Source organism: Syntrophomonas sp. UBA1041 (assembly GCF_002316705.1).
GTDB lineage: Bacteria > Bacillota > Syntrophomonadia > Syntrophomonadales > Syntrophomonadaceae > DTU019.
Genome location: NZ_DCEA01000015.1, coordinates 5,641 through 15,588, shown reverse-complemented (window position 1 = coordinate 15,588; position 9,948 = coordinate 5,641). Strand labels below are relative to the sequence as shown.

Annotated in this window: 10 protein-coding genes and 2 tRNA genes; 9 read left to right on the top strand and 3 right to left on the bottom strand. The window is 52.6% G+C overall.

Annotation, left to right across the window (positions count from 1 at the left end; genetic code table 11):
* From B2633_RS03370 to B2633_RS03360, 3 genes are all read right to left on the bottom strand, one after another.
* A tRNA-Gly gene (locus tag B2633_RS03370) sits at positions 1 to 72 on the bottom strand.
* Positions 73 to 142: 70 nt separating this feature from the next.
* Positions 143 to 691, bottom strand: coding sequence for a peptidoglycan-binding domain-containing protein (locus B2633_RS03365; RefSeq protein WP_483169135.1), 549 nt, complete (start codon positions 689 to 691; stop codon positions 143 to 145).
* Positions 692 to 1,888 (bottom strand): tetratricopeptide repeat protein, encoded by a 1,197-nt coding sequence (locus tag B2633_RS03360; protein WP_483169134.1) that lies wholly within the window; start codon positions 1,886 to 1,888, stop codon positions 692 to 694.
* A 202-nt stretch (positions 1,889 to 2,090) separates the two neighbouring features.
* Between B2633_RS03360 and B2633_RS03355 the strand changes: the two genes are divergently transcribed.
* The 9 genes from B2633_RS03355 to B2633_RS03315 all read left to right on the top strand — a co-directional run bounded on the left by B2633_RS03355 (position 2,091) and on the right by B2633_RS03315 (position 9,396).
* A complete protein-coding gene (locus B2633_RS03355; protein WP_483169132.1) occupies positions 2,091 to 2,897 on the top strand; it encodes a L,D-transpeptidase family protein in 807 nt (268 codons plus the stop codon).
* Positions 2,898 to 3,120: 223 nt separating this feature from the next.
* Positions 3,121 to 3,197 (top strand) — tRNA-Pro (locus tag B2633_RS03350).
* On the top strand, positions 3,197 to 3,424 hold the full coding sequence (locus B2633_RS03345; protein ID WP_483169131.1) for a hypothetical protein: 228 nt from the start codon (positions 3,197 to 3,199) through the stop codon (positions 3,422 to 3,424). Before B2633_RS03350 ends, B2633_RS03345 begins: the two co-directional genes overlap by 1 nt.
* Positions 3,425 to 3,790: 366 nt before the next feature.
* On the top strand, positions 3,791 to 4,999 hold the full coding sequence (metK, locus tag B2633_RS03340) for a methionine adenosyltransferase (RefSeq protein WP_483169129.1): 1,209 nt from the start codon (positions 3,791 to 3,793) through the stop codon (positions 4,997 to 4,999).
* Positions 5,000 to 5,047: 48 nt separating this feature from the next.
* Positions 5,048 to 6,319 (top strand): radical SAM protein, encoded by a 1,272-nt coding sequence (locus tag B2633_RS03335; RefSeq protein WP_483169127.1) that lies wholly within the window; start codon positions 5,048 to 5,050, stop codon positions 6,317 to 6,319.
* 10 nt (positions 6,320 to 6,329) lie between these two features.
* Positions 6,330 to 6,809: a pyridoxamine 5'-phosphate oxidase family protein gene (locus tag B2633_RS03330; RefSeq protein WP_481037848.1), complete on the top strand. Its 480-nt coding sequence runs from the start codon at positions 6,330 to 6,332 to the stop codon at positions 6,807 to 6,809.
* Entirely contained in the window at positions 6,806 to 7,825 is a 1,020-nt protein-coding gene (locus B2633_RS03325; RefSeq protein WP_483169125.1) for an aliphatic sulfonate ABC transporter substrate-binding protein, read from the top strand. The genes B2633_RS03330 and B2633_RS03325 overlap by 4 nt, the downstream gene beginning before the upstream one ends.
* Complete coding sequence (locus B2633_RS03320; protein ID WP_483169123.1) at positions 7,822 to 8,607, top strand: ABC transporter permease; 786 nt, start codon at positions 7,822 to 7,824, stop codon at positions 8,605 to 8,607. Before B2633_RS03325 ends, B2633_RS03320 begins: the two co-directional genes overlap by 4 nt.
* A gap of 21 nt (positions 8,608 to 8,628) precedes the next feature.
* A complete protein-coding gene (locus tag B2633_RS03315; RefSeq protein WP_481037845.1) occupies positions 8,629 to 9,396 on the top strand; it encodes an ABC transporter ATP-binding protein in 768 nt (255 codons plus the stop codon).
* The last annotated feature ends 552 nt before the right edge of the window (positions 9,397 to 9,948 follow it).

Sequence of the window (9,948 nt, the reverse complement as noted above, 5' to 3'; positions counted from 1 at the left end):
AGCGGAAGACGAGATTCGAACTCGCGACCCTCGCCTTGGCAAGGCGATGCTCTACCACTGAGCCACTTCCGCATGCACTTTTCTATAATATACAGTATATCCGCCCTTGTCCATAAGTCAAGTCAGGAAGCCTACAATTTTTTCACCTGTCGGCCTGCATTCGCTTGATGGTAGCTGCATCCAGACGCCCGCTGAGCGGCAGCCCGGCCTGGTCCTGATAAGCTGACAGGGCTTCCTCCCAGGCCTGGGCATCCTGCCGGTCAGCCGGCATATACCCCTGAGCAATGAGAGCTTCCCGGACAAATGCTATATCCTCTTCGGTCAGTAAATCTATTCTGGCTTCGCCATAGCTCGAATCATTGGGGGCGTTACTGTAGTATTGCCGGGTACTGATGGTCAGCTGCTGTAATTCGCGCAGGTCGCTGTTGGCGGCTTTTTGCGCCTCCAAGATGTCTTTCACCGTTTTTTCCAGGCCCTGCATCACCTCGACTGAACTGGCCGCCGTTTCCAGGCGGTCTGTGTCCGGATAACGGCTTTCAGTCCCACAACCTGACAGGGCAAAAAGCAGCAGTATGATCAACAGCCCCCTAATCCGCACCGCAAAACACCTCTCCTGAATGTGATATATACCTTTAAGATATATATCGTCGCAGGAGAGGCGTAATTTTAGTGCCCTTAGCGGTTTATCCATTTATGAATTCATGATGCTGAGATAGAGCGGGGTGGTCATATACCCGACCGGCTGATTGAGATCCTCCAGACGCTGGAAACACTCGCGGGTCTTTTCGGGCTGCTCCATCTCGTAATAGACCCATCCCAGGTAGAACAAAGAGTCATCATAATAATTGCTGTTGGGAAACAGGTTCAGGTAATTGCTGTATAAACGCTCAGCCCGGGGATAGTCTTTTTGCAGGAATGATATCCTGGCCAGGTAATACTGGGCTTCGCGATGCAGATAGTCCTGGCTCCCCATAGCGACCACCATTCCCAGATTGCTGGAGGCAGTTTTGAAGTCGGCCTCCAGATATGCGTTGAGTCCCTTCTCATAGTAGAATCTTTCCTGGTGTTCATCATAATAAGAGCCGCCCATTTCATCTTCCGCATAGCCGGGGACGTTGGAGAGGTCGATGGCCGGCGCCTCTGTTTTTTGTGGGGCTTGCGGCGGGGCCGCATACTCGACACTGGCCAAGCTCTGCAGCGGTATATCGACGTGCTGCTGATTTAGAGCGGGCACTGTGTTTTGATGCCAGGCAGCTCCGCCCATGACCAGCATCAGACATGCTGCCCCGGCCACTATCTGCCAGGATTTGCTGTGGGGTTTCTTCGGGGCAGTTCTGCTCATGATCGATTCAGGGACTTTGGGAAGAGTTGCCCGGGTGGACGAGGTTGTCGCGGCCAGATAGCCCAGGAGGTTCTCATTGCTGCAGTCGATTTCCAGGCCCTTATTCCAGGCTCGCTGCGCCCGGTTGCGGTCCCCGTTGGCCAGATAGCACAAGCCCAGGAGCTGATACAGGCTCACAAAACCATCCTGCTCCAGCTTGAGTTCCTGCAGCATATCCATCGCGGCGGAATAGTTTTTGCGTTCCATCTGATCAATAGCCTCATCGAAACGCTTTATCCAGAACTGGAAGGATGGTTTCTTAATCTCCGCCAAGCGTTTTAAAACAGCACTGCCGGCCGTCTTAGTCTCCCTAGCCTGCTCCCACCATGTGACCGCCTGCTTGAAGTCGCCCAGACGGAAACTGCATTCTCCCGCCATCTCCAGCCACTGAACATCTGCTGCATCGGCATGCTCATTCAGCACCGCCAGGGCTGCGGAAATCTCATGGGCTTCCATTTTGGCCAGGGCCAGTTCCAAGAAATCGTTGTTGTTGTCACTGTTATTCAATCAATACCACCCCCTTACTGCTAAGTTCCACACCAGTCTATAAATACCTTCCATTTTTTGTAAGTCAAATTCCCCCAAATTGCGGCTTTTATAGTTGTCATCAGCCAGGGTTAGCACAAATAAGCATATAGAAACAGAGTCAATGAGGAGCGTGATCAAATATATGTATACGTCGCGATTTTTGCGCCTTACCCAGCCACACATGCAGGGCCCGGACGTTCTGGCCATCAATCAGGCTCTGCATAATCTGGGGTACTTGCGCGTGAAGGCAGACGACATTTTTCATGCCGAGACTGAGCAATCTCTGCGCCAATGGCAGGAAAAAGTCGGAATAAATCCGGATGGGGTGGTCGATCCCGATGTATGGTGCCGCCTGTCCAGCCAGTGTGTAATGACTTATGAGCAGATCGTGGCTGCCCAGCGTTACCCGGCCATAACTATAGACCTGCAAAGCCGCCGGCTGTTCTTTTTCAACAGCCCCGAGACATCCCGTACCTACCCGGTGGCCATAGGCAAGAGAAGCACTCCCAGCCCGCCGGGCAACTGGACCATTGTGCAGAAGGCCTTAAACCCCGGAGGTCCGTTCGGAGTCCGCTGGATGCGTCTGAGCGTTCCCTGGGGAGGCTACGGCATACACGGCACCAATAATCCCCGCTCCATCGGAAGGCTGGCCAGCCACGGCTGCATACGCATGTATAACCGGGATGTGACTGGACTGTATGACCAGGTTCCTCTGGGTACGCCGGTATATATTATAGGGGAGAGCCTGACCGGGCGGGTGATGCAGCAGGGCGCCCGGGGAGGAGATGTTTCCATAGTTCAGCGCCGTTTGCGCCGGTTAGGGTACTACAAATACAAAATAGACCGGGTCTTCGGACCCAAAATGCATGACAGCGTAGTGCGTTTCCAGCAGGCCAGCAACCTTACAGCTGACGGGGTAATCGGCCCCGAAACCTATGTGGCCATACAAAAAGCCCTGGATATGCGCAGCAACGATATCGACCCGTAATCAATCACTTCCTTTTATATAGCGCTACGCTATATGGTGAATACGGTATATTCAGCCGGGGTATAAGCCGCTGCTATTCCCAGCAAAACTGTGCCGGGAGGTCGGGGAGGCGGAACAATCTATCACAGCAGATGATACCCCCGGTTGGCGTTGCTGTTAATTCCAGACCAGGCTAAGCTCGAAATTGACACCTTCTCCTGAGGGATGATAATATATAAGAGCTCGGGGCGTGGCGCAGCTTGGTAGCGCGTCTGATTTGGGATCAGAAGGCCGCAGGTTCAAATCCTGTCGCCCCGACCATGAAGAATATCGAACCCGCCGATGCTGGCGGGGTTTTGTATGGGGCGCTTTTTCTGATCTCAGGATGGCGTCCCATACTATGTTCCGCATTATCCCTTATTATTGGCTGGGCGCATGTGCGCAGGAAATTTATCGAAGCATTAAGGACATTGCCGGCTGCCCAGAAAGACCAGCCTGTGGCAGCCAGTGTGGGGCTTGATTACTTCAATCGATTTATTTGCCATTGAACGGCAACTGAAAGAGCTATCCAGCCAGGATCCTGGCGGTCAACAATCATGACGGAATGTTCACCATTTATGTGGAAAAGAGCGGATTGGCATAAACTTCAAAATTTTTGGATTGACAAAACTGAAAGGGAGAATATAATATATTAATAATCATATAAGTTTACTAGGTTATAACGGTTGACCAGACATCTGGAGACCAGGTCGCATTGCCAAAATGCCGACTGGTCTTTTTTTCTTTCTGTAACGGAATTATTGTGTTAAAACTGCTGCGCAGTTTCTTCCGATGCTTAAAGGACACAGGTTGAATCTTAAGGCAGAGGGATGGGGAAGATCAGTTGGAATTCAAATTCATATGGAGGGAGAAAAATGAGTTCGGAAAGATTTTTATTTACCTCGGAATCGGTGACCGAAGGCCATCCTGACAAGCTGGCCGATCAGATTTCTGACGGTATTCTGGACGCCATTTTAGCCGGCGACCCGGAGGGCCGGGTGGCGGTGGAAACCCTGGTCACCACCGGTCTGGTGGTGGTGACCGGAGAAGTGAGCACCGCAGTCTATATCGACATCCCCAGGATTGTCAGAGAAACCATTAAAAAGGTCGGCTATACCAGGGCCAAATATGGTTTTGACGGAGATACCTGCGCGGTCATAACCACTCTCGACGAACAATCGCCCGATATCGCCCAGGGGATTGACCGCTCGGCGGAAACCAAAAGCAGCCAGTTGCAAGCTGACCAGCTGGATCTGATCGGGGCGGGAGACCAGGGCCTGGTTTTTGGTTATGCCAGCAACGAAACTCCGGAATACCTGCCTCTGCCTATCGTATTGGCCCATCGGCTGACCAAACGGCTGGCCGAGCTGAGAAAAAACCGAATACTCCCTTATTTAAGGCCGGACGGCAAGAGCCAGGTAACGGTCGAATATGAAAACGGACAACCGCTGAGAGTGGACACGGTGGTGATTTCAACCCAGCATCATCCCGACCTGGCTCTCGACGATATTAGAAAAGATGTGATTGAGCAGGTGATTAAGCCGGTAATTCCCAGTCATCTCTTGGACAGCGACACCAAATATTACGTGAATCCCACCGGCCGGTTTGTGATCGGCGGTCCCCAAGGCGATTCCGGATTAACGGGCCGGAAAATCATTGTCGATACTTACGGAGGTTACGCGCGGCATGGCGGCGGCGCCTTATCCGGCAAAGACCCCACCAAAGTCGACCGTTCCGGAGCATATGCGGCCCGGTATGTGGCCAAGAATATTGTGGCCGCCGGTCTGGCCGAGAGGATCGAGATCCAAATTGCCTATGCAATCGGGGTGGCTCATCCCGTGTCCATATATGTGAATACTTTTGGGAGCGGAAAAATCGGTAATGCACAGTTGATTAACCTGATTAACCAGTATTTCGACCTTCGTCCGGCCGGGATCATCAAGGAGCTCGATTTAAGACGCCCCATTTACCAACAGACCGCCGCTTACGGGCATTTCGGACGGACGGATATAGATCTACCCTGGGAGCGGCTGGATAAAGTCGACCAGCTCAAACAGGCCGGCAGCCTGGGAAAGGTCGGTTAACAGGGAAGATGGTAGTAATTGTATCAGTCATGAAAGGAGATTGTAGACATGGCAACGGAAGAAAAAATCAGAAAACCTAAGATCGACCCCGACTGGCGGAAAAAAGAAGAAAGTTTTTTTGAAATATTGAAAAAATATCCCACCGTCTCCCCTTTTATCATTACACAGATTGACGTACAGCGGCGCGGGGTGCATTATACCGACGCTGCGCTTGCCCGGCTCGACCCCGCGATTCATCAGATCACCAAGCCGCATTTCGCGGTATATGAGGGCAGGGGGATTCCCACGTCGCTGCTGCTGCGCGACGGCACCAGCATCATCGTGTCGGAGACCAGCACGCAAACGTGGCGCGACCCTTATCTAATCGACGTGGTGGACGGGAAAACCGTGCTGGTGGATGAAGACCGGATAATCGACGAGGTCGAGTATTGGGAAAAACCTCAATTTTTCGACAAAACCACAAGCCGGGGCACACCGATGAAAGAGGTGCTCGACGCCCGCCCGCAGCGATATTCCGTGTCAATGAGCAATTACTGCCACTTCTGGGCCGTACCAGGTCACGGCTGCAAATACTGCGGTATCGGGGCAGGCGGTGTGCGGTACAAAGGCAAGGCCAACGAGCGCTTCAACGCGGACGATCTTCGCGAAACCATGCTGGAGCTTGTTAAGGAAAAAGGACGCTTTGTGGGCGTAATTCTGACGGGTGGCAGCATTTTCAGCGGCAACGAGCCCTTCGACGACGAGCTCGAGGGGTATATCGCGGCGCTGAAAGTACTCGGCACGGTGTTTGAAACGCCGCGTTTCCCAAGCCAGGTCAACAGCACCGCGTTTAATCGCAAGCAGCTTGAACGGCTTTACTATGAAACCGGTTTGACAAGTTATACCACCGATCTTGAGGCCTTCGACGAGCGGATTTACAAATGGCTCTGCCCTGGAAAAGCGGCGTACATCAGCTATGACGAATGGAAGCGCCGTCTGTACGATGCGGTAGAGATTTTCGGCAAAGGCCAAGTCAACACCGGCATTGTGAGCGGGGCTGAACTGGCCACGCCCCACGGCTTCACCTCGGAGGCCGAGGCGATTCGCGTGGACCTTGAGGAGGCGGAAGAGCTGGCAAGCCACGGCGTGGGGTTAAAGCACGACGTTTGGAACGTGGTGCCGGGCTCGATTTTCTGGAATCAGAATCCCCCATCACTCGATTATTACGTGCATATCACAAAAGGGTTTTACGATATCCTGCAGAAATACCGGATCCCGACTTATATGGACAGCTATCGCAAATGCGGAATGCACCCGAATGTAAACTTAGACCGGATATAGGAGGCGCGTCATGTCATTTCAATTATCGCCGGAAGCTATCGCGGCGTTTCGCTCGCCAGATTCTGTTAAAATCATTGCCACCGTCGGAAAGGACGGCGCCCCGCACGCGGTGCCGAAGGGTCTGATCACGATTCTGGACGATGGCAGCGTTGTGGTTTACGAGCTTCTGGAAACCTCACAGACCCAGAAAAATCTGGTGTACAGCATCTGGTTTCATAAGACCGTCGCTGTCACCGCGGTGACGCCCGATCATAAAAGCTACCAGATCAAGGGTGTGCCCCAAAAAGCGATTATCGCCGGGCAACTGTTTTTAGACGCATACGACAAGGTGCAAAAGCTGCTCGGCGAGGATGTTGACCTTTCGGCGCTGTGGCTGATCACCCCGGAAACGGAAAGAGAACAGACCTTTTCAACCCGACAGGCGTATGAAAGAGCGGCACATCCGTATGAAATCCACATTGACCATATTACCAAGGAGGAGTACAAATGAAAATGCGTGTTTACAAATGGATTGCGGTTGTTTTGCTCGCGGTCGGCATGCTGTCCCTGTTTGGCTGCGCCAAAAAGGCGGATAATACCGCCACCGCGCCTGTCACGCCCGCCGGGGAACTGAACACGGCCACCAAGCTGGTCGTGGGCCACAACTTAAACTATTTCCCAATCATCGTTGCGTATGAAAAGGGCTTTTTCAAGGAAGAATTCGGCGATAAAGTCGAAGTGGAAATCCCGCATTTTGCAAACGGCCCCGCTCAAAACGAGGCTGTCACCACCAACCAGATCGATATCGCCAACATGGGCGATATGCCCACGATCCAGGTCTGGGGCAACGGTGTGGATATCCAGGTGATATCCTATCTCTGGGAATCGCCCAAGGGATACAGCATGATCGCCAACAAGAAGTCGGGCATCCAAAAGCTTGAGGACATCAAAGGCAAGAAAATCGCCATTCAGTTCGGCTCAAACTTTCACAAGGCCTTGCTCAACATAGTTCGTACGTTGGGTTATTCCGAGAACGACATCGAAATGCTGAACCTGCAGAAAGCCGAGGGCGTCACCGCCCTTACCCAAGGCGTGATCGACGCGGCGGTGCTGGATGAACCGCAGCGCTCGAAGCTTTTGGCGCGTGACGACATGGTCGAGGTTTCGACGACCGAAGGATACGACAAGATCATGGTCGTCGCGTATGGCCGCGGAGAGTATTTGAGGAAAAACCCCGAAATCGTCGCCCGCTATCTCAAGGTAATCAACCAAACCAACAAGTGGATCGCGGGAAATCTTGACGAGTCGGTCCAAATCGTGGCCAAATTTATGGGCAGCGAAGACCTCGAAGGTACCCGCAAATACTATATCGACAAAGTTTGGAAGGTCGGCGTAGATCAGGATCTGGTCGATGCGTTGAACAATACCATCGAATTCAGCCTGGATCAGGGCTTTATTACCAAGCAGCTTGACGCGGACGATCTTGTGGACGACACTTATGTGAAATTAACAGGGCTCGGACAATGAATAAATCAGAAAGACCGAGACGAAACGAAAAGGTCGGACAGATTATAGATTACGCGCTTTTCTTGGTCGCACCGCTATTTGTGATTGCCGTCTGGCAGGTCCTGGGCGATGGCGGGCACCTAAATCTGTCAATCCTGCCGACGCCGCAGAAGATTATGGAGACCATGGTGTCCTACGCGAAAAGCGGATTGCTGTCTGAACATTTCGCGAGCAGCTTTAGCCGCGTAGGCGCCGGGTTTCTTCTCGGCGGCCTGACCGGCTTGATTTTCGGGACGCTGCTCGGTCTTTCTCCGTGGTTTAACCGGCTGTCAGCTGTCATTCTCGGCGTGCTCCGGCCAATTCCTATGGTGGGTCTGGTGCCGCTTTTCATCCTGTGGTTCGGAATCGGCGAAAAATCCAAAATTCTGGTCATTGCCGTGGGCGCTTTGTGGCCGGTGCTCTTAAACACCGAGCAGGGCATCCGAAGCACCGACTCAAAATACCTTGAAGTGGCGCGGCTTTTGAAAAAGGACCGGTTCACCATTCTGCGCCGCATCATTTTTCCGGCGGCCGTGCCTGAGCTTGTCACCGGGTTCCGGCTGGGACTCAGCACCGCATGGCGCGGCGTGGTGGCTGCCGAAATGATCGGCGCGACCCGCGGCGTCGGATATATCATCTCCTACGGCAGGGAAATGTCCCTGCCCGCAGCCATGTTCCTCGGGCTGTTGACCATAGGCGTGGTCGGCATTTTAATCGACATCCTGCTGGCCCGACTGCAGAATAAGATCATCAAGTGGGCATAACGTGGATAAAGGAGACATGACATGGAGCCGTTTTTAAACATCCAGCACGTGCAGAAGACGTTTTCTCTGTCCGGAAGCAATCTTGAGGTGCTGCGCGATATTGATCTCGATATCCCCGAAGGCAGCTTTTACAGTATCGTAGGGGCGAGCGGATGCGGAAAAAGCACGCTTTTGCGCATTATGGCAGGGCTTGAATCCGCGACGGAGGGTTCCGTCCGTCTGCGCGGGCGCGAGGTTAAAGAGCCGACGCTGGAAATCGGCATGATCTTTCAGGAATCGAGGCTGTTTCCCTGGCTGTCGGTGCGTGAAAACATCCGCTTTGGCATCTTCAAAACCTCGCCGGAAGACCGGCAACAGATCGACGAGCATATCAAGCTTGTAGGTCTCACTGGTTTTGAAACGGCGCTGCCCGGACAGCTTTCCGGCGGCATGCAGCAGCGGGTCAGCATCGCGCGGGCACTTGTGAACCGCCCCGATGTGCTGCTTCTCGATGAGCCGTTTGGCTCTTTGGATGCCTTTACGCGCATCAACATGCAGCAGGAGATCTTGAAAATTTGGGAGCAGGAAAAAACAACCATAGTTCTCGTCACGCATGATATCGATGAAGCGGTGTTCCTTGCCGACCACATTGTGCTGATGTCTCGCCGCCCCGGGACCATCAAGAAAATTGTGAAAAGCGATATGGCGCACCCGCGCAAGCGCAGCAGTTACGAGTATACCAGACTGCGAAACGAGATCTATCAGGAATTTTTCGCGGAATTCAAGACCGATATCGAATATTCTATTTAGATAAGGAAACTGTCCTCCCATTATCTGCCGGCATAACACATTATCAGCCGACCAGACAGCTGGAGACCAGGTTGGATTGCCCAATGCCGACCGGTCTTCTTTTATTTCTGTGCGGGATTATAACGAGCAGTGGCTTGAAACTGCTGCGTAGTTTCTTCCGATGCCTAAAAAACCATAAGTTGAATATTAAGGCAGGTGATCGAACCGGAAGAGGTTATTAATGAATCTTATCAAATCCGGAAAACCCAGGGAGAAAGCAAACACCCTTATTTTAAGCACCTCGACCGCCTAGCCAATTAACCCGTTATTATATACAAGGGCGAGTTTTTCGCCGAAGCGGAGAAGCCTTTCAGTTATACGATATGAACGGGAATCAAGCTGAAGTGATAAACCGATTGAACTCGAGTAAAATGACCTCAACCAGGTTTTTATATTGAATAACCGGCAGGCCTGGCAAAGTCCCGGACCTGTTTTTGTCTGCCTGTCTGCTGCGAATTGGTCCTCCTAATATTAAGCAATTACCTTTTATTGGGGATCACCCCCGCATACGCG